17 protein-coding genes are annotated in these 25,975 nt (G+C 70.6%); 13 read left to right on the forward strand and 4 right to left on the reverse strand.

Annotation, left to right across the window (positions count from 1 at the left end):
• Positions 1-58 precede the first annotated feature (58 nt).
• The 4 genes from BM349_RS05385 (at position 59) to purH (ending at position 4,462) form a co-directional block, all read left to right on the forward strand.
• Entirely contained in the window at positions 59-499 is a 441-nt protein-coding gene (locus tag BM349_RS05385) for a nitroreductase family deazaflavin-dependent oxidoreductase (RefSeq protein WP_091704061.1), read from the forward strand.
• Between the two features lie 78 nt (positions 500-577).
• Complete coding sequence (locus tag BM349_RS05390; protein ID WP_091704065.1) at positions 578-2,209, forward strand: cell division protein PerM; 1,632 nt, start codon at positions 578-580, stop codon at positions 2,207-2,209.
• 4 nt (positions 2,210-2,213) lie between these two features.
• Entirely contained in the window at positions 2,214-2,801 is a 588-nt protein-coding gene (gene purN / locus BM349_RS05395; protein WP_091704069.1) for a phosphoribosylglycinamide formyltransferase, read from the forward strand.
• Positions 2,802-2,857: 56 nt separating this feature from the next.
• Positions 2,858-4,462, forward strand: coding sequence for a bifunctional phosphoribosylaminoimidazolecarboxamide formyltransferase/IMP cyclohydrolase (gene purH / locus BM349_RS05400; protein ID WP_091704073.1), 1,605 nt, complete (start codon positions 2,858-2,860; stop codon positions 4,460-4,462).
• 28 nt (positions 4,463-4,490) lie between these two features.
• Here purH and BM349_RS05405 read toward each other — a convergent pair whose 3' ends face one another.
• Positions 4,491-5,915: a dihydrolipoyl dehydrogenase family protein gene (locus BM349_RS05405; RefSeq protein WP_091704078.1), complete on the reverse strand. Its 1,425-nt coding sequence runs from the start codon at positions 5,913-5,915 to the stop codon at positions 4,491-4,493.
• Positions 5,916-6,103: 188 nt separating this feature from the next.
• Here BM349_RS05405 and BM349_RS05410 point away from each other — a divergent pair, with 188 nt between their 5' ends.
• The 5 genes from BM349_RS05410 to BM349_RS05430 all read left to right on the forward strand — a co-directional run bounded on the left by BM349_RS05410 (position 6,104) and on the right by BM349_RS05430 (position 14,552).
• Positions 6,104-8,221, forward strand: coding sequence for a hypothetical protein (locus BM349_RS05410; protein WP_254773737.1), 2,118 nt, complete (start codon positions 6,104-6,106; stop codon positions 8,219-8,221).
• Positions 8,222-8,393: 172 nt separating this feature from the next.
• The gene (locus tag BM349_RS05415; protein ID WP_091705000.1) at positions 8,394-10,001 is read left to right on the forward strand and encodes a DNA-3-methyladenine glycosylase 2 family protein; all 1,608 of its coding nucleotides are present in this window, start codon (positions 8,394-8,396) and stop codon (positions 9,999-10,001) included.
• A complete protein-coding gene (locus BM349_RS05420; RefSeq protein ID WP_091704081.1) occupies positions 9,998-10,492 on the forward strand; it encodes a methylated-DNA--[protein]-cysteine S-methyltransferase in 495 nt (164 codons plus the stop codon). The genes BM349_RS05415 and BM349_RS05420 overlap by 4 nt, the downstream gene beginning before the upstream one ends.
• A gap of 422 nt (positions 10,493-10,914) precedes the next feature.
• Positions 10,915-12,738 (forward strand): ABC transporter ATP-binding protein, encoded by a 1,824-nt coding sequence (locus BM349_RS05425; protein ID WP_091704085.1) that lies wholly within the window; start codon positions 10,915-10,917, stop codon positions 12,736-12,738.
• Positions 12,735-14,552, forward strand: a complete 1,818-nt coding sequence (locus BM349_RS05430; protein ID WP_091704089.1) for an ABC transporter ATP-binding protein — start codon at positions 12,735-12,737, stop codon at positions 14,550-14,552. Before BM349_RS05425 ends, BM349_RS05430 begins: the two co-directional genes overlap by 4 nt.
• Positions 14,553-14,571: 19 nt before the next feature.
• Here the strand turns inward: BM349_RS05430 and BM349_RS05435 are convergent, their stop codons facing one another.
• Entirely contained in the window at positions 14,572-15,024 is a 453-nt protein-coding gene (locus tag BM349_RS05435) for a GNAT family N-acetyltransferase (protein ID WP_091704094.1), read from the reverse strand.
• Between the two features lie 143 nt (positions 15,025-15,167).
• Here BM349_RS05435 and BM349_RS05440 point away from each other — a divergent pair, with 143 nt between their 5' ends.
• The 3 genes from BM349_RS05440 (at position 15,168) to BM349_RS05450 (ending at position 22,499) form a co-directional block, all read left to right on the forward strand.
• Positions 15,168-17,399 carry an NADP-dependent isocitrate dehydrogenase gene (locus BM349_RS05440; protein WP_091704097.1) on the forward strand — a complete coding sequence of 744 codons (2,232 nt, stop codon included), beginning with the start codon at positions 15,168-15,170 and terminating at the stop codon, positions 17,397-17,399.
• 155 nt (positions 17,400-17,554) lie between these two features.
• Positions 17,555-20,581, forward strand: a complete 3,027-nt coding sequence (locus BM349_RS05445) for an MMPL family transporter (RefSeq protein ID WP_139230887.1) — start codon at positions 17,555-17,557, stop codon at positions 20,579-20,581.
• 1 nt (position 20,582) lies between these two features.
• A complete protein-coding gene (locus tag BM349_RS05450; RefSeq protein WP_091704105.1) occupies positions 20,583-22,499 on the forward strand; it encodes a hypothetical protein in 1,917 nt (638 codons plus the stop codon).
• A 52-nt stretch (positions 22,500-22,551) separates the two neighbouring features.
• On the opposite strand, the gene BM349_RS05455 is transcribed toward BM349_RS05450, so the two are convergent.
• Complete coding sequence (locus BM349_RS05455) at positions 22,552-24,039, reverse strand: L,D-transpeptidase family protein (protein WP_091704110.1); 1,488 nt, start codon at positions 24,037-24,039, stop codon at positions 22,552-22,554.
• A gap of 105 nt (positions 24,040-24,144) precedes the next feature.
• The gene (locus BM349_RS05460) at positions 24,145-24,600 is read right to left on the reverse strand and encodes a hypothetical protein (protein ID WP_091704113.1); all 456 of its coding nucleotides are present in this window, start codon (positions 24,598-24,600) and stop codon (positions 24,145-24,147) included.
• A 163-nt stretch (positions 24,601-24,763) separates the two neighbouring features.
• Between BM349_RS05460 and BM349_RS05465 the strand changes: the two genes are divergently transcribed.
• On the forward strand, positions 24,764-25,963 hold the full coding sequence (locus BM349_RS05465) for an ROK family transcriptional regulator (RefSeq protein WP_091704116.1): 1,200 nt from the start codon (positions 24,764-24,766) through the stop codon (positions 25,961-25,963).
• The last annotated feature ends 12 nt before the right edge of the window (positions 25,964-25,975 follow it).

A 25,975-nucleotide genomic window follows, 5' to 3' on the forward strand; every position in this document is an offset into this window, starting at 1 on the left:
GGAAAGTGTCCTGGGAGCGGTGCGCCGACCCCCTTCTCCGGGCGGATACGGTGGGCAGATGCCATTGACAGGAGAGTACAAGCCGAGCACGTCGGCATGGGCCCGCTCGCAGGCCGAGCGCTTCGAGGCGTCGGGCGGCGCCGAGGCGAATCTGCTGCGCGGAGTGCCGATCATCGTGCTGACGACGGTCGGCGCGAAGTCCGGCGCCTTGCGCAAGACGGCACTCATGCGCGTCGAGCACGACGGTCGCTACGCGGTCGTCGCCTCGAAGGGCGGGGCGCACGATGAGCCTCGATGGGCGGAGAACATGCGACGCCACGCGCATGTGGAGCTGCAGGACGGAGCCGACAAGCGCGACTACCGTGCGCGCGAGCTGGCCGGCGCCGAGCGCGACGAGTGGTGGGCTCGCTCCAGCGCGGTGTGGCCCGATTACGACAAGTACCAGACCAAGACCGACCGGCTCATCGCCGTCTTCGTGCTGGAGCCGCTCGAGGGCTGAGCCGCGCATCTGCGGATGCCGCGCGCGGGCGTGCCGGGAGGCGGGGCGCGGGCTCGGCCTGGGTAGGGTCGATGAGGCATGCATCGCCTGATCGTCGTCATCCTCTCCGCCGTCGACGCCGCCATCGCGGCGGCCGTCGGCGTTGCGGCGACCCTGGCCCCGCTGACCCTGCTGTGGGTGCTCGGGATGGGCGGTTCCGCCGACTGGGGAGCACTCTGGCCCGCCGGCGCCACGATCTGGCAGTTCGGGAACCTGGTTCCGCTGCAGGTGACGCTCCCCGGCGATTACCTCGCGGTTGCGGGGATCGACCTCGGCTCGGCATCCTTCGTCCTCTCGCTGGCGCCGCTCGCCTTCGCCGCGTTCACCGCGATCTTCGCCGCGCGCTCTGGTGTGCGCGCCTCACGGGCCGATGCGTGGGTCACGGGTGTGATCACCGGGTCGCTCGTCTTCGCAGCCGCGACGACCCTGATCGCCCTCACGTCGGCCAACACGCTCGCCGAAGTGGAGCGCTGGCAGGCGATCCTGTTCCCCTCGCTCGTGTTCACACTGCCGCTGCTGGCCGGCGCGTTCGTGACCGAGTGGCGCGAAGCGGGGACCGGGTTCGTGGCACGGCTGCGCGATCGCGTCGAGTCGGCGCGGCACGGCTGGGGGGAGGCGCCCGGGCTCATCGTGCGTGGCACTGCGGTCGTGCTCGCGGGCCTGGTCGGCCTCGGCGCCCTGGCGTTCGCGGTCGCGCTGATCCTGCGCGGAGGAGAGGTGATCGCGCTCTTCGAGGCTGCGCACGTGGACGCCCTCGGCGCGACCGTGGTGACCCTCGCGCAGCTCGCGTACCTGCCGACGCTCGTGGTGTGGGGCATGTCCTTCGTCGCCGGGCCGGGTTTCGCGGTCGGCGCGGACACCGCGGTGTCGCCCGCCGGCACCCAGCTGGGCGTCATCCCCGGCATCCCGATCCTGGGAGCGCTGCCCGAATCGACGACGCCGTGGCTGCTGCTGCTCGCGCTGCTGCCCGTCGGCGTCGGCGCACTCGCCGGATGGGTGGCGCGATCCCGCCTGGTCGCGCCGGAGATCGCCGTCGCCGAGGCGCCCCGATTCGTGCCCGCGGAATGGGATGCGGCCCCCGAAGCCGCACGCAGCTCGGCCCTGACCGCCTTGCTCGCAGGTGTCGACTCGGCGCGGCCCCCCGATCAGATCGGAACCGACGACAGCGGCGGGATTCCCGGCGACGAGACGGACGGGAATCCCGACGCGATCGCCGCTCGCGCGGTGATCGCCCTCGGAATCGCGCTGCTGTCGGCGGCGGGCGCAGCCCTCCTCGCACACCTCGCCTCGGGATCGATCGGCCCGGGTCGCCTCGCGGAGCTCGGCCCGGCGCCCGGTCCGGTCGCGCTCGCGGTCGGGCTCGAGGTGCTGCTCGGCGCCGCGATCCTGCTGCTCTCGCCGCGCCGCCGTCCGAAGGAGCTCGCGAGCGTTCCACTTCCCGTGGGGACGGAGGCCGCCACGTCGGTCGACTCCACGCCGTCGCCCGATGCCGACGTCAGTGATGGCGCGAATGCGGCCGACACCGCCCCGATCGACGTCCCGTCGCCGAACAGCGCGCCCGCGCCGCGGCGTCCGCCCGCCGACCCGGACGGCACGGCGACCGAGGATCTCGGACCCCGCCGGCCCCGGCCCCTGCCGCCGCTGACGCAGGAGCGGCCGCCGATAGACTAGGCGCGTGCTCACGGTCGCCGTCCTCATCTCGGGCGCGGGGTCCAATCTGCGGGCCCTGCTCGACGAGGCGGCCGATCCCGACTTTCCGGCGCGCGTCGTCGTCGTCGGCGCGGATCGTGAAGCCGACGGATTCGCGCATGCCGAGGAGTACAGCATCCCCACGATGCTCGTCCCGTGGCGGGAGTTCGACACGCGCGACGAGTGGGGCGCCGAGCTGGGCGCGCAGCTGGATGTCTGGAAGCCGGACCTCGTCGTGCTGAGCGGACTCATGCGGCTGCTGCCGCCGGCCCTGGTGGATGCCTGGTCGCCTCGCATCATCAACACCCACCCGGCGTATCTGCCCGAGTTCCCGGGGGCGCACGGCGTGCGCGATGCGCTCGCCGCGGGCGTCGCCCAGACCGGTGCGAGCGTGATCATCGTCGACAACGGCGTCGACAGCGGCCCGATACTGGCGCAGGAGCGGATCCCCGTCCTGCCCGGCGACGACGAGCACACGCTGCACGAGCGCATCAAGCCCGTCGAGCGACGGCTCCTGATCGACGTCGTGCGCCGCATCGCGACCGGGGATCTCGACCTCGCCGCGATGGCCTGAGTCCCGAGCGAAGAACCTCCACGCACCCACTGCCCAACGAGAACCGAGGAGCCCCCATGGCCGGCCCCAGCCACGATCCGTCCCTCTACCGCGACCGCGACGTCGTGCCGATCCGGCGCGCACTCGTCTCGGTCAGCGACAAGACGGACCTCCTCCGTCTCGCCGAGGCGCTGGATGCGGCCGGGATCGAGATCGTCTCCACCGGCTCCACGGCGGCCACGATCCGTGATGCGGGCCACGAGGTGACGGATGTGGCCTCGGTCACCGGATTCCCCGAGTCGCTGGACGGGCGGGTCAAGACCCTCCATCCCGGAGTCCACGCCGGCCTGCTCGCCGATCTGCGCCTGGAAGACCACGAGCGTCAGCTCGCCGCACTCGATATCGACCCGTTCGAGCTCGTGGTGGTGAATCTGTACCCGTTCGTCGAGACTGTCGCATCCGGCGCCGAGGGCGATGCGGTCGTCGAGCAGATCGACATCGGCGGTCCCGCCATGGTGCGGGCATCGGCCAAGAACTTCGCGAACGTCGCGATCGTCGTCTCACCGGGCTCCTACCCCGCGATCATCGACGCGATCGGCAACGGCGGCACCACGCTCACCCAGCGCCGCGAGCTCGCCGCGCGGGCGTTCGCCCACACGTGCGAGTACGACCGGGCGGTGGCGACCTGGTTCGCCGAGCAGACCCTCGGCGAACCCGACCTCCCGCAGCACCTCACGATCAAGGCCGAGCGGCTGGCGACCCTGCGGTACGGCGAGAACTCCCACCAGCGCGCGGCGATCTACACCCGCGTCGGCGGTCACGGCATCGCCCAGGCGATGCAGCTGCAGGGCAAGGAGATGTCCTACAACAACTACGTCGATGCGGATGCTGCGCTTCGCGCCGCGTTCGACATGGTCAAGCCCGCGGTCGCGATCATCAAGCACGCGAATCCCTGCGGAATCGCCGTCGCCGCCCCGAATGCCCTCGATCCGATCGCCAGCGCCCACCTGCGCGCGCACGAGTGCGACCCGGTCTCGGCCTTCGGCGGCGTGATCGCGGCGAACCGCACCGTGACCCTGAAGATGGCCGAGAACCTGCGCGACATCTTCACCGAGGTCATCGTGGCACCGGACTTCGAGCCGGCCGCGCTCGAGGTCTTCGCGCTCAAGAAGAACCTGCGCATCCTGCAGCTGCCGGTCGACTGGCAGCAGGAGCGGATGGACGTGCGTCTGGTCTCGGGCGGCCTGCTGCTGCAGGATGCCGACCGCTTCCCCGATGACATCGAGTCGGTCGCGAAGGACTGGCAGCTCGTCTCGGGCGAACGGCCCTCCGACGAGGAGATGACCAATCTGGTGTTCGCGTGGAAGGCCTGTCGCGCCGTGAAGTCGAACGCGATCGTCCTCGCCAAGGGTTCGGCGACGGTCGGCATCGGCATGGGCCAGGTCAATCGGGTCGACTCGTGCCGCCTCGCGGTCGAGCGCGCCGGCGATCGTGCGGCGGGCTCGGTTGCGGCATCCGATGCGTTCTTCCCCTTCGCGGACGGCCCGCAGGTGCTGCTCGACGCCGGCATCTCGATGATCGTGCAGCCCGGTGGTTCGGTCCGCGACCAGGAGGTCATCGACGCGGCTCAGAAGGCGGGCGTCACCATGTTCTTCACCGGCGAGCGGCACTTCTTCCACTGACGCGGGCGCTCCGCGGTCTCGGTGCCGTTCAGAGGGGCGGGCGGCCGTACGCCTCGAGCCAGCGCAGCCATACCTCGCTGACCGTCGGGTAGGACGGCACCGCGTGCCACAGGCGATCGATCGACACCTCGCCGACGATCGCGACGGTGGCCGAGTGCAGGAGTTCCGCGACGTCCGGCCCGACGAAGGTCGCGCCGATCAGCACCCCGCGATCCTCATCCACGATGGCGCGCGCCATCCCCTCGTAGTGATCGGCATACGTCGTCGCCCCGCCGATCCAGGACAGGTCGTAGTCGAGCACGCGGATGCTGCGCCCCGCCTCCCGCGCCGCCGCTTCGGTGAGTCCGACCGACGCGACCTCGGGATCGGTGAAGGTGACCTGCGGCACGTGGTCGTGATCGGCTGTGGCCACGTGTGCGCCCCAGGGCGCGTCGTCGACGGGCAGGCCTTTGGCGCGTGCGGCGATGACGTCGCCGGCGGCGCGCGCCTGGTACTTGCCCTGGTGGGTCAGCAGTGCACGGTGATTGACGTCGCCGACGGCGTAGAGCCAGTCCGTGCCCTTCACCAGCAGGGTGTCGTCGACGGCGAGCCAGGCTCCGGGCTGGAAGCCGATCCGCTCCAGCCCGAGATCGGTCGTGCGCGGGGTGCGGCCGATCGCGACCAGCACCTCTTCGGCGACGACCCGGCCGCCGTCGGAGAGGGTGAGCACGGCGTTCTTGTCGGTGCGGTGCGCCTCGGTCACTTCGACTCCGGTGCGGACCGTCACCCCGAGCTTCGTGAGAGCCGCCTCCACCATCTCGCCCGCGAAAGGCTCGAGGTGATCGAGCAGCGTCGAGCGGACGATGAGCGTCACCTTCGTGCCGAATCCGGCGTACGCGGTCGCCATCTCCGCGCCGACGACACCGCCGCCGAGGATCGCCAGAGAAGCGGGGATCACATGGGCGCTCGTGGCATCCCGGCTCGTCCACGGCTCGATCTCACGCAGTCCGGGGATGTCGGGCAGAAGTGCGGCCGAACCGGTCGAGACCGCGACCGCGTGCCGCGCGACGAGATCGGTGACGGTGCCGTCCTCGGCGGTGACGCGCACGCGCTTGACTCCGGTGAACTCCGCATGGCCCCGCACCAGGTCGATCCCGGTCTGCTCGAGCCAGCGCACCTGCGAGTCGTCGTTCCAATCGTGCGCGATGCGGTCGCGGCGGCGCAGCACCCCCGCGACATCGAGATCGCCCGTGATCGCCTGCTTCGCGCCGTCGAGATCCCGCGCGGCTCGGAGGGCCGCCGCGCTGCGCAGGAGGCCCTTGGACGGCATGCATGCCCAGTACGAGCATTCGCCGCCCACGAGCTCGGCCTCGACGATGACGGTGTCCATGCCGCCCTGCTTCGCACGGTCGGCGACGTTCTCGCCGACTGTGCCCGCTCCGATCACGATGACGTCGTATTCGCGTTCGCTCATTCCTTCACGGTATCCGGTGCCGTGGGTGAGAGATCGGTGCCGACGAAAACAGCCGTCTCGGGCGCTGGCGCGCGAGTACACCGGATGCCGACGTCGGACAAGGGGCTGGTGGTCCGGCTGACGAGCAGGCGGACTGGAACCAACCGGTTCTTGGACCCGACACCTGGGTCACGCCATGAGGAGTTGCGATGATGCACGTCCCCCATCCGCACGACGACGGCCGGCAGGCAACCGCCCTGCGTGACGCTTCACGGCGGCAGACGAGCAGGCTGTCGTCGGCCGTCAGACCCGTGCTCGCCCTCCTGGTCGCGGCCGCCGTATCGGTCGGCGGAGCCGTCGCCCCGGCATCCGCAACCCTCCGCGAGACGGCGACGTCGTCTGCCGCCGCCGTGGCCGCGCCGCTCACGAACCTCGCACACCTCGATTTCCTGCTCGACGAGGCGACGCCGCCGGCGGTCGTCGACGGGCACACGACCTACCGGCTCGCCGACGAGCCGGCGCTCATCCTCCCGTGGACCTACGCCGACGCGCGGCCCGGAGGCACCTTCCAGCGAGTGGGCGGCGGCCCCCTCGATCCGGCCACCAATACGTGGGGACAGGGTGCGTACAACGCGGACGACGTCGCGCGTGCCGCCGTCGTCTACCTGCGGCACTGGACGCTGACCGGCGCCGAGACGAGTCGCGACAGCGCATACGAACTGCTGCGGTCCCTGGCGTATCTGCAGACGACCGACGGACCGAACGCGGGCAACGTGGTGCTGTGGATGCAGCCCGACGGCACGCTGAATCCGTCCGCCGAACCCGTCGAGCTGCCCGACCCGTCCGACTCCGGGCCGAGCTACTGGCTCGCGCGCACGATCTGGGCGCTCGGCGAGGGCTACGCGGCGTTCCAGGACGCCGATCCTGAATTCGCGGCGTTCCTCGAGGACCGGCTCGCACTCTCCGTCGGCGCATTGGACCGGCAGGTGCTGGTGAACTACGGCGAGTGGGCGGAATCGGACGGCATGCGCGTTCCGGCGTGGCTGATCGTCGACGGGGCGGATGCCTCAGCCGAAGCCGTGCTGGGTCTGGCCGCCCGCGTCGAGGCGCAGCCGGCCGACACGACCTCCCGCGACGCGATGCGCAAGCTCGCAGAGGGGATCGCGGCGATGTCGGCCGGATCCGTGCAGTCGTGGCCGTACGGCGCGGTGCTGCCGTGGGCGCAGTCCCGCAGCATGTGGCACGCCTGGGGCTCGCAGATGCCCGCAGCGCTGGCCGAGGCATCTGTCGTGCTCGGCGATCCCGCGCTCGCCGAGCCGGCGATCATGGACGCGGCAGTCTTCACGCCGACGCTGCTGACCGCAGGCGGTCCGGACAACGGCTGGTTCCCGAGCCCGACCGACCGCGTGCAGATCGCGTACGGAGCCGACTCGCGCGTGCAGTCCCTGCTCGCCGTCGCCGATGCCACCGGCTCCGCCGGGTTCGAGGCGCTGGCGGGCATGCAGGCCGCATGGTTCTTCGGTGCGAACCGCGCCGGCGAGCCGATCTACGACCCCGCGACCGGCATCACCTTCGACGGCCTTCAGCCCGACGGCACGATCAACCGCAACAGCGGCGCCGAGAGCACGATCCACGGGCTGCTCACGATGATCGCGCTCGACGCGCGACCCGAGCTGGCCGCCCGAGCCTCGTCGATCACCACGATCGCAGAACGGGTCGGTCTCGAGCTCGTCGAAACCGAGGCGGCGACAGAAACCGACGGCACCGTCAGCACGCCGGAGTCGTGGACGGGCGAGTCCAGCTGGTCGGGAAGCGCCCTGACGCTCACCGCGGGACAGCACGCGATCTTCGACATCGGCGCCGCGGAGACGCGGCGCTGGGTCGAGCCCGTCGTGTGGTCCGACAGCGCGGAGGGAAGCAGCTCGAAGTGGACGTCGGATCGCCGTCCGCTCCGAGTCCTCGAGGAGTCCGCGCCCCCGCAGGGGATCTCGCCGACGTACGGCGTGCTCCTGCCGCACTCGCTCGCCCAGTCGGTGCAGACCGGCCGTGAGCATGTCCGGGTGGACGTCACGCACGGCGCGGTGCAGCTTGACACCCTGCTGGTGCGTCCGATGGCCTCCCGCCTGGTGCTCACCGGCGACGGGGGCACGACGGAACTCGTGCACTCGAGCGCTCTCACGCCGCAGCCGATCCGGGTCGGCCGTGACGGGCAGCGCGCGACGGTCGTCGTGTACGACGCATCTGGCGCCGAGGTGCGCAGCTACGACCTGCGAGGCGCGCGGAACGTGCCAGTGCCGAGCGGTGGTTTCGCGATCGTGACCGGCTGAGCGGATCGCGATCGGTTGAGCTGATCCAGATCGGCTGAGCGGATCGCGATCGGTCGAGCTGACGCGGGCGGCCCTCGGAGGAGGGTCGCCCGCTCTCGTCATCGCGGTGTCCGATTTCCGCCAGTCGGATGCCGCGAGACGTGGCAGGCTGGAACACGTGAGCATCCCGACCATGACCTTCGACGAGCGGTACAGCGTGATCCGATCGCGCGATCCCCGCTTCGACGGCCAGTTCGTCACCGCGGTCAGCTCCACCGGGATCTACTGCCGGCCGAGCTGCCCAGCACGCACCCCGAAGCCGTCGAACGTGTCGTTCTACGCCACGAGCGCCGCCGCCCACGAGGCCGGCTATCGCGCCTGCAAGCGCTGCCTGCCCGAAGCCGCGCCGGGTTCACCCGAGTGGGATCTGCGGGGCGACACGACCGCCCGCGCCATGCGACTGATCGCCGACGGCGTCGTCGAGCGCGAGGGGGTGCCTGGCCTGGCCCGGCGCCTCGGCTACTCGCCCCGCCACCTGACCAGACTCCTCACCGCCGAACTCGGCGCGGGCCCGCTCGCGCTCAGCCGCGCGCACCGTGCGCACACCGCGCGCATGCTGCTGGTGGGCACGGACCTTCCGGCCGCCGACGTCGCGTTCTCGGCGGGCTTCTCCAGCATCCGCCAGTTCAACGACACGGTCCGCGAGGTGTTCGGCATGCCGCCGCTCGACATCCGCGCGCGTCGCCGACGGACGCCGGGTGCCGAAACCCCCGGAGCGATCGACCTGGTCCTCCCCTACCGCGGCCCGCTCGACGCGGACGGCCTGTTCGCGTGGATGGGCGCCCGCGCCGTCCACGGGGTCGAGGCGGCGACCGCGAGCAGCTTCGCCCGCACTCTCCGCCTCGCCGGCGGGGCGGCGTGGTTCGAGCTGCGCCTGGACGAGGTCGGCCGGGTGCGGCTGCGTGCGAGGCTCACGAACCTCGGCGATCTGTCCACGCTCGTCACGCGGGCGCGCCGTCTGTTCGACCTGGATGCCGATCCGATCGCCGTCGACAACGCGTTGGCGCGGCATCCCGAACTCGCCCCCCTCGTCGCGCAGGTGCCGGGCATCCGAGTGCCCGGCGCCGCCGACCCGCACGAGATGCTCGTGCGCGCCATGGTCGGCCAGCAGATCACGGTCGCCGCCGCACGCACCGCGCTCACGGCGCTGACCGAGGCGCTGGGGGAGCGCGTCGCGCTCGCGCCGGATGACGGCGGAGACCTCGCGCCCCAGGATCGCCTCTTCCCGACCATGACGGCCATCGCCGAGCACGGGCACGAGGTGCTGCGCGGCCCCGCCGCGCGCACGCGAGCGATCATCGGCGCGGCGTCCGCCCTCGCGGACGGGACGCTCTCGCTGGGGCCGGGCGACGAGGCAGCCGATCAGCGCGCCGCGCTGCTGGCGATGCCTGGCATCGGCCCCTGGACCGCCGACTACGTGCGCATGCGGGTGCTCGGAGACACGGATGTGTTCCTGCCGGGCGATGTCGCCGTGCGAACGGGAGCGGCGCGGGCCGGTCTCCCCGCCGACGCGCGCCCGCTCGAGGCCTGGGCAGCGCGCACCGCCCCCTGGCGCAGCTATCTGACCGCGCACCTGTGGCGCGCCTCCGCGCCGGCGGCCACGACCGACCCTGCCGGCCACGGGTCGGCATCCGCCCGCCCGGTCGTCGGAGCAGCGGCGCCCGGCGCGCCGCATCCGTCACACCAGAAGACATCCGCACCAACGGTCCGACGACCGAGCACCGAGGAGGCCCCGCGATGACCGCGAGCATTCAGACCATCGACACCCCCGACGGAGCGTTCACGCTCGTCGCCGACGACCGGGGCCGCGTGCTCGCATCCGGCTGGACGGCCGACGCCGAGGCTGCGATCGCGCGCATCCACCCCAGGCTGCGGCCGGACAGCGTGCGCGAGATCGAGACGGATGCCGCGGCCGCGGTGTTCGCATACTACGGCGGAGACGTCTCGGCGATCGACGATGTCTCGGTCTCCCAGCAGGGCACCGAGATGCAGCTCGCTGGCTGGGCGGCCCTGCGCAGAATCGAGCCCGGTCAGCCCCTCTCGTACGCGGAGTTCGCGGCGGCGCTCGGTCAGCCGAGCGCGGTGAGGGCCGCGGCATCCATCTGCGCGCGCAACGCGCCCGCCCTGTTCGTCCCCTGTCACCGCGTGCTGCGCTCGGACGGTTCGCTCGGTGGGTTCGCCTGGGGGCTCGATGTGAAGCGCAGCCTGCTGTCGCGCGAGGTCGCTGCCTGAGCTTCTCCCTCATCGTCCGAACCACCCCTTCTCGCCGAGTCCACCCGGTCTGGTCGCACCGATCCGGGTGGACTCGGCGAGAAGGGGTGGTTTCGCCGCAGCCGGATGACCCGGCAACCCGGCCCGCGGGAGCGGTTGCATCGGCGGAACCGTGGGGGCTAGGCTGGAGGGCTCTGGTCCGCGCGATGCGGACACCCATCGAAGGAGGATGCCATGAACACGATCGCCGTTGCCGTCACGCCGGTCGCCGTCATCCTCCGCGACCCGATCGGAACCCCGCGACTCTTCGGCTGAGCCGAACCTTCCGGGCATAGGCCCGGCGATCCGCGCGTTCCCTTCGACAGGCGTCACCGCCAGTCGCCGTGCCCGGCGACCACCCACGACAATCTCTCCACCCTGCGCGACCCATTCCCACAAGGATCATGACCTCCACCGCTGCACCACACGACGGCCGCCTCTCCACGCCGAGGGCGCTCGCCCGACTCATCCCGTTCGCCAAACCGGTGATCCCGCGACTGACCCTCGGTGCCGTGAGCGCGCTCGTCGCGAGCCTGCTCGCGCTGTCGATCCCGCTCGTGCTCGAGGTGATCGTGCGCGGGCCGATCAGCTCCGGCGACCCCGCGCAGCTGGTGTGGGGCTCGGCGCTCATCCTCGTCCTGGGACTGCTCGAAGCCCTCATGGTGTGGCTGCGACGCTGGTTCGTCCTCGGGCCGGCGACCAAGGTCGAGTACGACATCCGCAAGGGCTTCTACGCGCGGCTGCAGCGCCTTCCGGTGTCGTTCCACGATCGGTGGCAGTCCGGACAGCTGCTCAGCCGCATGATGCAGGACATCAGCATGCTGCGCCGCTGGATGGCCTTCGGCCTGGTGCTGCTCGTGGTCAACGTGCTGACGATCGCGGTCGGCACGGTGCTGCTGTTCCGCTGGCACTGGCTGCTCGGCACGATCTTCCTGGTGTGCTCGCTGCCGCTCTGGTACACCGGCTACCGCTTCGAGAAGACCTACGGCACCCTCGCGCGCCAGAGCCAGGACCAGGCGGGCGATCTCGCCACCTCGGTCGAGGAGAGCGTGCACGGCATCCGCGTCCTGAAGGCGTTCGGCCGCGGCAAGCACGCGCTGCACAAGTTCACCGAGCAGGCGGAGTCGCTGCGCCAGACGGAGCTGCGCAAGGCGCGCGCGATCGGCGTCATCTGGTTCTGGCTCGTGCTGCTGCCCGACATGGCGTTCGCGCTGTGCCTCGGCGCCGGCATCTACCTCGTCCAGCTCGGCCAGCTGCAGGTCGCCGAGCTCATCGCGTTCTTCGCGATGGCGACCGTGCTGCGCTGGCCGATGGAGTCGATCGGATTCCTGTTCTCGTTCACGCTCGACGCGCGCACGGCGACCGACCGGATCTTCGAAGTGTTCGACGAGGAGAACACGATCATCGACCCGGCGCAGCCGGCCACGATCGATCGCCCGCGCGGCGAGCTCGTGTTCGAGGGAGTGCACTTCCGCTATCAGGATGCCGCGACCCAGGAGCGCGACCTCCTCGACGGTATCGACCTCGTGCTCCGGCCGGGGGAGACCATGGCCCTGGTCGGGCTCACCGGCTCGGGGAAGACCACGCTCACGACCCTGCCCTCGCGTCTGTACGACGTGACCGGCGGGCGCGTGACGCTCGACGGCGTGGATGTCCGCGACCTGACGCTGCGCGAGCTGCGCACCCATGTCGGCATGGCGTTCGAGGACGCCACGCTGTTCTCGCAGACCGTGCGCGACAACGTGCTCCTCGGCCGCGAAGACCTCGAGCCGGGCAGCCCGGAAGCGGAGGCCGTCATGCGCGAGGCCCTGCAGGTCGCTCAGGCTCAGTTCGTGGACGACCTGCCCAACGGAGTCGACACGGTCATCGGCGAGGAGGGCCTCTCGCTCTCCGGCGGTCAGCGTCAGCGCCTCGCGCTCGCGCGGGCGGTCGCCGCGCGGCCCTCCGTGCTCGTGCTGGACGACCCGCTGTCGGCCCTCGACGTCGACACCGAGGCCCTCGTCGAGGATGCGCTGCGCGAGGTCCTGCACGCGACCACGGCACTCGTGGTCGCGCACCGGCCATCGACCGTCACGCTCGCCGACCGCGTCGCCCTGCTCGAGTCCGGCCGCATCACTGCGGTCGGCACGCACTCCGAGCTGCTGCGAGACAGCGAGCACTACCGACACGTCATCTCGAGTCTCGAGGACGAGCAAGCCCGCATGCGGGAGAGGGAGGTGAACCTGTGAGCACTGCAACCGTCGAAGGAACCAGCGGCGAAGACCGCTCGGACTACACCCAGGACGAGAGCCGCAGCATCCGCCGGCGCTCCCTCCGACTGCTCGGCTCGCTCGTCTCGCCGCTGAAGTGGCAGCTCGTGCTCGCCGCGGTCGTGCTGATCGTCTCCACGGCCCTGCGCGTGCTCGGGCCCGCCCTGATCGCGTACGGGATCAACACCGCGCTGCCGGCCGTCGTCGACCAGATGAACTGGATGCCGACCATCGGCGTCGTCGCGGTGTACCTCATCACCGCGCTCGGCGGTGCAGGGCTCATCGGCTGGTATGTCGTGGTCGCGGCGCGCCTCACCCAGGCGATCATGCTCGATCTGCGCAAGCGGATCTTCCTGCACACGCAGCGGCTCAGCCTGGAGTTCCACGAGTCCTACACGTCGGGTCGCATCATCTCGCGGCAGACCAGCGACCTCGACACGATCCGCGAACTGCTCGACGGCGGCCTCAACGAGCTCGTCTCCGGCATCCTCTACGGCGGGTTCACGCTCATCGCGCTGCTGCTGCTGGACTGGGAGTCGGGCGTCATCCTGATCGTGATGGGACTCCCGCTCTATCTGCTCATGCGCTGGTTCTACACCCGCTCGCAGGTCGTCTACCGCGAGTCACGCGTGATCAGCGCGAAGGTGATCGTCAAGTTCGTCGAGACGATGACCGGCGTCCGCGCCGTCAAGGCGTTCCGCAAGGAGGTGCGCAACGACGACGAATTCGGCGGGCTCGCGAGCGACTACCGCGACGTCAACATGCGCTCCATCCGCCTGTTCGGCACGTTCGAGCCGGGGCTCATGGCGGTGGCCTCGGTCACGGTCGCCCTCGTGCTGCTGTGGGGCGGCATCCGCGTGGTGGACGGGTCGATCCTGATCGGAACGCTCATCGCCGCCGTGCTGTACGTGCGGAACTTCTTCGCGCCGCTGCAGGAGGTGGCGTTCTTCCTGAACTCATACCAGTCGGCCACGGCCGCGCTGGAGAAGGTCTCGGGCGTGCTCGAGGAGGAGCCCACGGTTCCGGATCCGGCCAAGCCGGTCGACCTGTGGCAGGCCCGCGGGCACATCCGCTTCGAGGACGTCGAGTTCGGCTACAGCAGCGGGCGCACGATCCTGCCCGATTTCACGCTCGACATCCCGGCCGGCGAGACGATTGCGCTGGTCGGCACCACGGGCGCGGGCAAGTCGACGCTCGCGAAGCTGGTGTCGCGGTTCTACGACCCGACCCGGGGCCGGATCACGCTCGACGGCGTGGACCTGCGCCTGCTGCACCCGAAGGACCTCCGGCGCGCGATCGTCATGGTCACGCAGGAGGCGTATCTGTTCAGCGGGACGGTCGCCGACAACATCGCGCTCGGCAAGCCCGACGCGACGCTGGATGAGATCCGCGCGGCCGCGCGTGCGGTGGGCGCGGATGCCTTCATCGAGCGCCTTCCGGACGGCTACAGCACCGACGTCAACAAGCGCGGCGGGCGCGTCTCGGCGGGTCAGCGTCAGCTGATCTCGTTCGCGCGCGCCTTCCTGGCCAATCCCGCGGTGCTGATCCTGGACGAGGCGACGGCGTCGCTCGACATCCCGAGCGAGCGCCAGATCCAGGACGCGCTGCAGACGCTGCTGGCCGACCGGACCGCGATCATCATCGCGCACCGGCTGTCCACTGTCGCGATCGCAGACCGCGTGCTGGTGATGGAGCACGGCGAGATCATCGAGGACGACACCCCCGACAACCTCATCGGGGGCGACGGGCGCTTCGCCCGCCTGCACGCGGCGTGGCGGGAGTCGCTGGTGTGATCCGGGGGGCGGGTCTCGGCTAGAGGCGGATCTCGGCGATGACCTCGCCGTACTCCGTCTCGTTCACCGGCGTGAACCCGACGCGGGTGAAGAAGGCCTCCGGGCCGCCCTCGCCTGCCTCGTAGATGACGTCGACGTGGTCCATGCCGCGCCGCCGCGCCTCTTCGATCAGCTCCTCGACCGCGAAGCGGCCGACGCCGCGTCCCTGGTCGTCCGCGTCGACGTTGATCCGCCACAGCACGGAGCGGAAATGCTCCTCGGTGGCGTCGGGATCGAAGTTCGCGCTGACGAATCCCACGACCTCGTCGCCGTCCACCACCACGCGCTGCCAGGTGGTCTGCGGATTGACGACAGTGGCCGCGACCCCGTAGCTCACGGGAGCCAGGAACTGCTCCTGACCGGGCTTGAGGCCCAGTGTGTTGACCGCGACGATCGTCGTCGCCGACAGTTCCACCAGTCTCAGCTCAGCCATACGCACAGGCTAGTCCGCAATCGCCGCATCCGTCACAGTCCGTGTCCTCGCTTAACGAGGAGTTCACTTCCCGAAGTATCTCGATGTCGAGATACTTTCCCGTTGCGATAGGCTGGAATCACGACCCGAACGGAGACTCCCCGGTGACCGAATCGACCATCTTCTACACCCACACAGACGAGGCTCCGGCACTGGCGACGGCCTCGTTCCTGCCGATCGTCAAGGCGATCACCCGGCAGGCGGGCGTGGATGTCGAGACACGGGACATCTCGCTGTCCGGGCGCGTGCTCGCCGCGTTCCCGCAGAAGCTCACTCCCGAGCAGCAGGTTGGCGATGCGCTCGCCGAGCTCGGCGGACTCGCGACGCTTCCCGAGGCGAACATCATCAAGCTTCCGAACATCTCCGCGTCGATCCCTCAGCTGAAGGCGGCGATCGCCGAGCTGCAGGCTCAGGGGTTCGACATCCCGGACTATCCCGACGACGCGCAGTCGCTCGAGGAGAAGGACATCCGCGCGCGGTACGACCGCATCAAGGGCTCCGCTGTCAACCCGGTCCTGCGCGAGGGCAACAGCGACCGCCGCGCGCCCCTCTCGGTGAAGAACTACGCGCGCAAGCATCCGCATCGCAACAAGCCGTTCGCGGAAGGCTCCAAGACCCGGGTCGCGACGATGGGCCACGACGACTTCAAGTCCAACGAGAAGTCGTGGGTCGCCGCGCACGATGACGTCCTGACGATCCGCCACATCGCCGAGGACGGCACGGTCACCGTGCTCAAGGACGACCTGAAGGTGCTTCCGCGGGAGATCATCGATGCGACCTTCCTGTCGGCGGCCGCGCTGGATGCCTTCCTCGCCGAGACGCTCGAAGCCGCCGCCGCTGCGGACGTGCTGTACTCCGTGCACCTGAAGGCCACGATGATGAAGGTCAGCGACCCGATCATCTTCGGCCATGTCGTCAAGGCGTACTTCCCCGACGTCTTCGCCCGCTACGGCGACCGCCTGGAGGCCGCGGGCCTCACTCCGAACAACGGCCTCGGGTCGATCCTCGCGGGCCTCGGCGAGGTCGAGGGCGGCGATGAGATCGCGGCGGCCATCGCGGCGGACCTGGAGCGCGGACCCCGGCTGTCGTATACGAACTCCGACAAGGGCATCACGAACCTGCACGTCCCGTCCGACGTGATCGTCGACGCATCCATGCCGGCCCTGGTGCGCAACGGCGGAAAGCTCTGGGGAGTCGACGGCGGCGAGGCCGACACGCTTGCGGTGATCCCCGACTCCTCCTATGCGGGCGTCTATCAGGCCACGATCGACGACGTGATCGCGAACGGTCCGCTGGACCCGGCGACCATCGGAACCGTCCCGAACGTCGGCCTCATGGCGCAGGCCGCCGAGGAGTACGGCAGCCACGACAAGACGTTCGAGATCGCGGCACCCGGAGTCGTGCAGATCGTCGACTCCGCCGGCGAGGTGCTCATCGAGCACACGGTGGGCACGGGCGACATCTGGCGCGCGACGCAGACCAAGCACCTCGCGGTGATGGACTGGGTGCGCCTGGCCGTCAAGCGTGCGCGCGCGACGGGCGACCCGGCGGTCTTCTGGCTGGATGTCAACCGCTCGCACGACGCGCAGCTCATCGCGAAGGTCCACCAGGCGCTCGCGCTGCTGGACACGAGCGGCATCCAGATCACGATCCTGGCGCCTGAGGAGGCGACGCGGTACACCCTGGCGCGCATGCGCCACGGACTGGACACCATTTCGGTGACCGGCAACGTGCTGAGGGACTACCTCACCGACCTGTTCCCGATCCTCGAGGTGGGAACGAGCGCCAAGATGCTCTCGATCGTGCCGCTCCTGGCAGGCGGCGGACTCTTCGAGACAGGCGCCGGCGGCTCGGCGCCGAAGCACGTGCAGCAGCTGCTGGAAGAGGATTACCTGCGGTGGGACTCGCTCGGCGAGTTCTTCGCCCTCGCCGCTTCGCTCGAGCACGTGGCGAACTTCGCCGACAACCCGAAGGCGCAGGTGCTGGCGGACACACTGGATGCCGCGACCGGCACGTTCCTCGAGAACGACAAGTCGCCCGGGCGTGCGCTCGGCACGATCGACAACCGCGGCAGCCACTTCTACCTCGCCCTGTACTGGGCGCAGGAGCTGGCGAGCCAGCAGGCGGATGCCGAGCTCGCTGCGACCTTCGCACCGATCGCCGAGGCGCTCGCTGCGCAGGAGCAGCGGATCGTGGGCGAGCTGCTCGAGGTGCAGGGCTCTCCGGTCGACATCGGCGGCTATTACCGCCCCGACCCGCAGCTGGTCGAGGCCGTGATGCGCCCGTCCGAGACCTTCAACGAGGTCATCGACGGGCTGGCCGCACAGCCCAGCTGAGCGGAGCGGATGCCGCGGCATCCCTCCCGGCGCGCGTCGATCGACGCTCCCCACGGGCGCCGACGGCGTTGATCCCGTTGTCACGCCCCGCGGTACACCCCTAGCCTGGGGCCAGCCGTGTGATCCTCCTCGCCTTCGGCCCGGACGGTCACGGGATGAACGAGCGAGGGGAGTTCGGGGTGTCGTCAGCCCTGTACGCACTCGGGCGCTGGGCCTTCGGTGCGCGCTGGCGCATGGTGCTGATGTGGGCCGCCATCCTGCTGGTGCTGTTCGCCGCCGCCGGCTCGCTCGGCGTCGGAACCGACAACACGTACGACATCCCCGGGACGGAGTCGCAGGAGGCGCTCGACTCGCTCGCGCGCACGTTCCCGCAGGTCACCGGCACTTCCGCGCAGCTCATCGCCGTCGCGCCCGACGGCGAGGACGTCACCGATCCGTCGTTCCAGGCTGCGGTCGAGGCAGCGGTCACCGAGATCGCCACGATCCCGCAGGTGCTGGCCGCGTCCTCGCCGTATTCGTCGACCTCGGCGGCCGGCATCTCCGACGACGATGCGGCAGTGCTCGTTCCGATTCAGCTCTCGGTCGCCGCGACAGTCGTGCTGCCGACGACGTCCGACGCGCTGCAGGAGGCCGGCGCCGCCCTGGAGGCGGCACTGCCCGAGGGCAGCGAAGTGTCCGTGGGCGGCCAGCTCTTCTCGCAGAGCGACACGGGGATCAGCGTCACCGAGCTGCTGGGCATCGCGATCGCGTTCGTGGTGCTGTTCATCACGTTCGGATCGCTGATCGCGGCAGGTCTGCCGCTGCTGACCGCCCTGCTCGGGGTGGGAGCGTCGCTTGCGATCGTGCTGGCCGCGACGCGGTTCATGACGATCACCTCGACGACGCCCCTGCTGGCGCTGATGCTGGGCCTCGCGGTCGGGATCGACTACGCGCTGTTCATCCTCGCGCGACATCAGGAGCAGCTGCGGCGCGGGATCGAGCCCGAGGAATCCGCCGCCCGCGCGGTGGCGACGTCGGGGTCGGCGGTCGTCTTCGCCGCCGCGACGGTGATCATCGCGCTCGCCGGTCTCGCGGTCGCCGGCATCCCGTTCCTCACGACGATGGGTCTTGCTGCCGCGCTCGCCGTCGCGATCGCGGTGGTCATCTCCCTGACCCTGACGCCCGCCCTGCTCGGGTTCGCGGGGTGGCGCATCCTGCCGCGCAGGCTCCGGCCGCACCACGCGCGGAAGGGCAAGGAAGCGGCATCCGCCCCCGCCGATGCGGCGGATGCCGGCGCCGGCGCTGATGCGGGGGCCGCGACGGATGCGGATGCCGCGGCGGCTGCGGGACCGGATGCCGATGCTGCGGCGGCTGCCGACGGGGTTGCAGCGCCGGATGCGGAGCCGGATGCCGCCGCCGGTTCGGGCGATCAAGCGCAGACGCCCGGGGGAGCCGTTGACGACGAGACCGCGGCGAAGGACGCCGCAGCCCAGGAACGCGAAGACGAGGAGCTCGACCCGAGCCTGGTGGCGTCGAAGCCGTCGGATCATCCGCGCGGCTTCTTCTGGGGATGGGTGCGGACCGTGACGCGGTGGCCGATCGTGACGATCGTGCTGATCGTCGTGGGCCTCGGCGCCCTCGCGCTGCCGGCCGCGCATCTGAGACTCGCACTCCCCGATGCGGGCTCCCTCGACGAGGACACCCCGGGCCGGGTCACGTACGACCTGATCTCGGAGTACTTCGGTCCGGGTTTCAACGGACCTCTCCTGGTCATGGGATCGGTGATCCAGAGCACGGATCCCGTGACGCTCATGAACGACATCGGCGCCGAGATCAGCACCGTCCCAGGGGTCGCGTCGGTTCCGCTTGCGACCCCGAACGAGACCGGCGACACCGGCATCGTCCAGGTGATCTCCGAGGGCTCGCCGAGCTCGGAGACGACCGCGGAGCTCGTCGCGACGCTGAGGTCGATGCACGACCAGTTCGCCGAGGAGTACGGCGTCGACCTCTCGGTGACCGGCTACACCGCGGCTGGCATCGACATCTCAGCGCGACTCGGGGGCGCGCTGCTGCCATTCGGGATCGTCGTGGTCGGCCTTTCGCTCATCCTGCTCGCGATGGTCTTCCGATCGATCGTCGTGCCGGTCACCGCCGCCCTCGGCTACGTCCTGTCGATCGCTGCGGCGTTCGGTCTGACCACGCTGGTGTTCGTGGACGGCTTCCTGGCCGGGCCGCTGAACGTGCAGGGAGTGGGCTCCGTCGTCAGCTTCATGCCCATCATCCTCATGGGCGTGCTCTTCGGACTCGCGATGGACTACGAGGTGTTCCTCGTCTCACGGATGCGGGAGCACTACGTCCACCACGGGGACCCCGTGGATGCGGTCCATCACGGGTTCGTGGCGTCCGCCCGGGTCGTGACCGCGGCGGCGACGATCATGTTCGCAGTGTTCGCGGCGTTCGTCCCTGAGGGTGACGCGAACATCAAGCCGATCGCGTTCGGCCTCGCCGTCGGTGTCGTGATCGACGCCTTCATCGTGCGCATGGCGCTGATCCCCGCGATCCTGGTGGTGTTCAAGGATGCCGCGTGGCGGATGCCGGCGTGGATGGACCGACTGCTGCCGAGCTTCGACGTCGAAGGGGAGGGCCTCGCCGAGGAACTGGAGCTCGCCGACTGGCCCGACGACGGTGACGGCGTCGCGATCGCGGCAGAGCGTCTGCGGGTGCCGGGCGCGCCCACGGACTCGGCGGCGGCAGTCGATGCGATGGTCCCCATCGGCGGCGTGCTCCTGATCCACGGCGGGGATGCGGAGGACCGCACGGCGCTGCTCCTGGCGCTGGGCGGACGGACTCCGGCGACGGCGGTGCGACTCAAGGTGGCGGGCCTCGTCCTGCCCGTGCGCGCGAGCTCGCTGCGTTCGCGGACGTCGTACGTGGTGCTGGAGGACCGGTCGGAGGCGATACGGGCCCTCGATGACGGGCTCCGGCTGCGCCCGGCGGTGCTCATGCTGGACGCGGCCGACGACATCGCCGACCCGGCGACCCGCGCCGAGGTGCGAGCGGCCCTCACGTCGGCTCGCGAGGGCGATCGGAGACTGGCGATCGTCATGGCATCCCGCGACGACGACGATGTCTCCGACATCGTCCCCCACGGCGCACCCGTCGCGTCGGTCTCGCTCCCGCGGTCCGTGGTGGGGGTGGGCTGAAATGGCGCGGCGCGACTTCTCTGCGACGTCCGGCTCGGAGCGTCCGCGCCGCCTCACGATCATCGGACTCGTCATCGCGCCGCTGCTGATCGGCGGAGTGCTCGCGTGGGCCCTCGCGACCCCGGTCGCGAACCTCGACCGGGTCACCGCCGCGATCGTGAACAACGACGTCCCCGTGACCGTCGACGGGCAGTCCATCCCTCTCGGCCGGCAGTTCGCGGCAGCGCTCATGGAGCCGTCGGCCGCCGCATCCGATCCCTCGGCGAGCCCGACGCCGTCGGCGAACCCGACGCCGTCGGCGTCGGTGGATGCTGCCGCGGCGACGGACTCCTCCGACACGCAGACATTCGACTGGGTGCTCACCAACTCCGAGGAAGCCGCGGCAGGGCTGGCGTCAGGGCGCTACGCAGCGGTCGTCACGATCCCGAGCGACTTCTCGGCCGACGCGACCTCGATCAGCGGGCCTGCGGCCGATGCGCAGCAGGCGACCGTCGAGATCGAGACCACACCGGATTCCGCATGGCTGGACCCGGCGCTGACCGGCGCGGTCACCCAGGGCGCCGTCGACGCGCTGAACACGCAGCTGATCTCGCGCTACCTCGGGCAGGTCTACGAGGGCTTCAACACCATCGACGCGCAGATCGGCCAAGCCGCCGACGGCGCGCAGCAGCTGGCTGCCGGCGCCGCCTCGGCCGCCGCCGGCGCCGACGGCCTCGCAGCCGGCGCCGGCGACCTCGCGACCGGATTGACATCGCTGGCCGGCGGCGCGGCATCCCTTGCGAGGGGACTGGGCGAACTCGGGACGCTGGCCGGAGGGCTTCCCGGGCAGACGGCGCAGCTCGCGGCGGGTGCCGACGCGGTCGCGTCGGCCGTCGGATCCGCCTCGAGCAGGCTCGACGACGCGACCGCTGCGTTCGGCGCCGTGGTCGCAGACCTGTGCCAGACGCCCGGACCCCTCTGCGATCGCGCGAGTGCGGCGCTGGCCACGCTGCAGGCAGCTGCACAGCAGGTCGACGATCTCGCCGCGGGCGCCGGCGAGGTCGCGGCGGGGAACGACGCGCTCGCGACGGTGATGCCCGTCCTCGTCGACGCGATCGACGCCTCCGCCACGGGCTCTGCCGACGTCGCGGCGGGTGCCGCTGCGTCGAGCACGGGCGCGGATTCCCTCGCCGCCGGCGCCGATCAGCTCGCGGCCGGGACCGAGCAGGTGGATGCCGGAGCGGGGCAGCTCGCCGATGGCCTGACCGAGGCGACGGAGCAGATCCCCACCTACAGCGACAGCGACATCACGACGCTGTCATCGGTCGTCTCGCGTCCGGTCGAGGTCGATCAGGCGCCGAGCCAGGCCGGGCTGCAGTCCGCACCGCTGTTCACGATGCTGGCGCTCTGGCTGGGCGGGCTCGTCATCGTGCTGGGCGTGCAGGCGGTGCCGACCAGGATGCTGCTCACCGGTGCGGGTTCCGGATCCATCGCCCTCCGAGCGATCGCGGTTCCCGCGGCGATCGGCGCCGCGCAGGGTCTGCTCGTCGCGATCGTCGTGCTGGGCAGTGTCGCGGTGTCGCCGCTGCAGTGGATCGCCTTCGCGGCCTCCGCCGTCTACATCGGGGTGATGTTCACCCTGGCCAATCAGGGACTCGCGGCGGCGTTCGGCGGCGCCGGGCGACTCCTCTCGCTCGCGATCGGGCTGATCGCACTCGCCGCCGGTCTCTCCTCCACCGTGCCCCCGCTCATCAAGACGCTCAGCGTGGGGCTGCCGACCGGGATGGGCCTGGATCTGCTGCTGGCCGCCCTCACCGATCAGGCGGCGGCCGGATGGTTCGCGGTCGGATCGCTGCTGATCACGGGGATCGGAGCGTTCGTCCTGGTGCTGCTGAGCGTGCTCGCGCGACGACGGGTTCCTGTGGCCGAAGCCCGTTGAGGGGTCTCGATACGCCGGCTTCGCCCGCTGCTCGACCTTGACACCGCTCGTGTCAGTAATGCACCCAGACCTCGGTGCCCATCGGCGCCCAGGTGTAGACGTAGGCTGCCGCATCCACCGGCATGTTGATGCAGCCGTGGCTCATCTGGTTGCCGAAGTTGTTGTGCCAGTACGCCCCGTGCAGCGCCTCGTCGGCGTTGTAGTACATCACCCAGGGCACATTCTCCGTGTAGTAGTACGGCGCCTTGGTGAGGTCGGGATTGCCCATGTTCTGCGATTCGAGCTTCGCGCTGATCCGGAAGCTGCCGGTGCTCGAGTTGAACCCGTCCCTGCCCGAGGAGATGTACCAGGACGCGACGACCTGCTCGTTCTCGAACAGGAACGCCTGCTGCTGGCTGAGGTTGACCTCGATGCGCCGGGCCAGGGTCGTGATGACCGGAGCAACCTCGGTGACCGGGAGGGAGAAGACGCCGTTGCCGGCGTCGAGCTGGGTCGCGAAATCGGACGCCACGCTCGAGGTGTCGCCGAGTTGGCGGCCGGAGATGCCCGGGGCCACTTCGCGGAGCACGTCGCCACCCGAATCGGTGATCACCGTGCCGTTCTCGGCGGCACGGTCCACGAGCGGTGCGAGGCCGTCGACATAGGGCTGGATCGCAGCCGCATCGGCCGTGACCACATACGTGCCCCGTTCGGCGGAAGCAACGGTGAGCCAGGATGCCGCGACCGCGCGATCGATCGGCACGGTGCGCTCGGCACCGACGTAGAAGCCCGTGGAGGCGAGCATCGAGTTGAGGCGATCGACCGTCGCCTGCGCGACGAACGTGGGGCTCTCCGCCTGCACCGGCGTGGCGTCCACGTCGAGCTCGGCGACCGTGACGCCTGCGGCGAACGCCTCCGCCAGCGCGGCGCGCACGGCATCGATGTCGATCCCGGTGCCCAGCTCGGAGGGCGACGCGACGTACCAGGCGGACACCGGATCGAACGTGATCGCGGAATCGACCGGATCCGTGTAGAGCTCGGGGGCTGCGGCGCGCAGCGCCGCGGTCGCGGCATCCGTGTCGATGCGCACGGGGGCGTCGATCGGAGCAGCGAACCAGGTGGTCGGGTTCCATGCCGGGTTCGCCGCGAAGGCGGCGTTCGCCAGCGCAGTGGCGTCGACGGATGCGCCGAGGTCGGCGCCGGTCACCTCGGCGTCGCCGCCCGCGCCGGTCAGCACGATGGTCGTCTCGGCGAGCCGGGTCTCGATGGCGTCTGCAGCCGCACCCGGCGTCATGCCGCCGACCGGCACGCCGGCGACGGAGGTTCCAGGGGCGATCAGAACGAGGGAGGACGCGACGACCGCGACGGCGGCGACGGCGGCGGGGATGCCGATCCACAGTGCGAGGTGTCGCTTGCGCGGAGCGGGTTCAGCCGGGGCCCATGCCATCGCCGGCGCGTCTCCGCTGCCGTCGATCGGCGCTGTCGCGGCCGGTTCGAGATCATCGGCGGCGTCACCGAGAGGCGCCTCTTCGGCGCCGGGCCTGGTGGCCAGATCCGTCATGCCATCACCCCCCGGCTGCGAACACGTCACTCAATGGTACGGGACGCATGTCCGAGGTCGCGCAACGGAAGCATCACGGATGCCGCACGCGGAATCCGTCCGGGGTCACGGAGTGCAGATCTCATGGAACGCTTCGCTGGTCTCCTGGAACTTCGCGCCGAGCTGCGGGAGGTCCTGGACCTTCGAGGCGTCGCCCTTCACGATCGCCTCCATCACCGCCGCGACCTCGGAGAACATGTCCTCCAGCGACGGCACGATGGCCGCGACTTCATCGTTCGTCACGCTCCGAGCCGTCTCGGAGAGCTGCTCGGCGGCCGCGCGCATCGCATCCACCACGGTTGCCGGATCCGAGCTCGACGCGTTCTCGAACTCGGCTGTAGCGTCTTGGATGCTCTGCTGGATGAGCGCGCACGCATCTGCCGCGGACTGCCCCTCGTCTCCGGGCTGATCGCTGGTCGCCGGCGTGTCGGCGTCCGTCGAGGTGCCGGGGGAGCCGGTGCAGGCGGTCAGCCCGAAGAGGGCGACCACCGCGATCGTGAGTGCCGCGATTCTGGGGGACATGGATTCCAGGGTACGTCCGGGCGAGCGCCCAGCCGCACCCGGGTATCGTCGTCCGGCCGCGCCCCGCTCGACCGGCATGCGGAATGTAACGGTTTTGTAAACACGCCGTCCAAATAGCCTTCAGGACTTGCGTGGTGATTGTTCGTAAGGTGTACTAACAAACATGTCTGCATCGGAAGCGCAGCGCGGCTCTTCCACCCTCGAGCCGCCGCACCCTCACGGAACCACGAACGGTCGCACGTTCGGGCCGGGTCGCGCGCTGCGTCAGGGCGGCAAGGTCCTTCCGGAGCACGCTCGCGGGCACAACCGCTCGCTGCTGCTGCAGACCCTGTTCCACCAGGGTGCGATGAGCCGCGCCGACCTGTCACGCGAGACCGGACTCACCCGCGTCACGATCTCGGATCTCATCGCAGAACTCATCGCCGACGGCTTCGTCGCCGAGATGGGTGTCCGCGAGGCATCCGGACCGGGCAAGCCCGCGATCCTGGTCGACCTCGACCGCGCCGGTCACCGCATCGTCGGCATCGACCTTTCCGGGAGCGACGCGTTCATCGGCGCCGTCCTGACGCTCGACGGCGACATCGTCGCACGCCGCGAGGTTCCGATCCTGACCGACGGCGACGTCGTCGGCGCGGTCGTCCAGCTCGCCCGCGACCTGGTGGGTGACGCGCACGCCCCCGTGCTCGGCATCGGCGTCGGAACCCCCGGCATCGTCGACGAACGCGGCGTGATCCTGACCGCCCCGAACCTCAAGTGGGCGGGATTCGACCTCCAGAGCGCGCTCCAGGGCGCCCTCGGGCTCCCCGTCCTCGTCGCCAACGACGCGAACGCCGCTGTGCTTGCGGAGTACACCTTCGGCGGCGCCGGCGATGACGTGCTGCTGGTCAAGGTCGGCCGAGGCGTCGGCTCCGGGCTGCTCGCCTCCGGCCAGCCCATGCGCGGCGCGCACTTCGCCGCGGGGGAGATCGGCCACGTCACCGTCGGGACCGACGGTGGGCCGGTCTGCGTGTGCGGCAAGGTCGGCTGCCTCGAGGCATGGCTCGCCGTGCCGGCACTGACGGCGCGGCTGGCCGCGGCATCCGACGAAGATGCGCGCATCGGCATCCTCCGTGACGCGGGGGAGCGCCTCGGAATCGCGCTCGCGCCGATCGTCGGCGTGCTCGACGTCTCGGAGATCGTCCTCTCCGGACCCCCTGAACTTCTCGACGGACCCCTCGCGCAAGCGACCGTCGAGACCCTCCGCGCACGGACGCTCGCCGAATTCCACGACGGCGTCCGCGTGCGGATGACGGAGCAAGGCCAGGACATCGTCCTGCGCGGAGCCGCCGTCATGGTCCTCTCCGGGCAGCTCGGGGTCTCATGATCCCCGGCAGCC

Source organism: Microbacterium sp. cf046, assembly GCF_900114345.1.
GTDB lineage: Bacteria > Actinomycetota > Actinomycetes > Actinomycetales > Microbacteriaceae > Microbacterium.